This is a genomic window from Neisseria sp. P0024.S006, from assembly GCF_051956595.1.
Classification (GTDB): Bacteria; Pseudomonadota; Gammaproteobacteria; order Burkholderiales; family Neisseriaceae; genus Neisseria.
This window is the reverse complement of record NZ_JBQCXH010000057.1, coordinates 1-451: the sequence shown is the minus strand read 5'-3', so window position 1 is coordinate 451 and position 451 is coordinate 1. Positions and strand designations below refer to the sequence as shown.

Here is a 451-nt window from a genome sequence, read left to right as displayed (position 1 = left end):
CCCCCCCCCCCCCCCCCCCCCCCCCCCCCACCCCCCCCCCCCCCCCCACCCCCCCCCCCCCCCCCCACCCCCCCCCCCTTGAAGGAGACGGCGACCGCCGAGATATACACTCTCTCCGTCGTAGACAGCGTAAGATGGGTATAATCGACAGCAGTTGCACCGTCTTTAACGATGGTAGTAGTGGTATTACCGTTACCGTCTTTGATGGTTACAGTGTGAGTACCATCGCCGTTGTCTTTAACTTCGGCTTCAGCATTCTTACCATCTGCACCAGTTGCACCGTCGTTACCACTGTCCCCTCTCCCCATCTGCCTATTCCGACTACTGAGGGCGTTTCCATTCCTGTCGTCGCCAGCTCCCTCACAAGCGGGAGCGGGGGTAAGGGTAGTAATGGGGGGGCGGGGGGGAAGAGGGGGAGGGGGGGGAGGGGGGGGAGGGAGGGTGCGGGGGG

Annotated in this window: 1 protein-coding gene; it reads right to left on the bottom strand. The window is 64.3% G+C overall.

All coding sequences use genetic code 11. The features are described from left to right. On the bottom strand, positions 1–308 hold a 308-nt coding region (locus ACTHUF_RS11255; protein WP_440407743.1), incomplete at its 3' end, for a collagen-flanked surface repeat-containing protein. Positions 309–451: the final 143 nt, after the last annotated feature.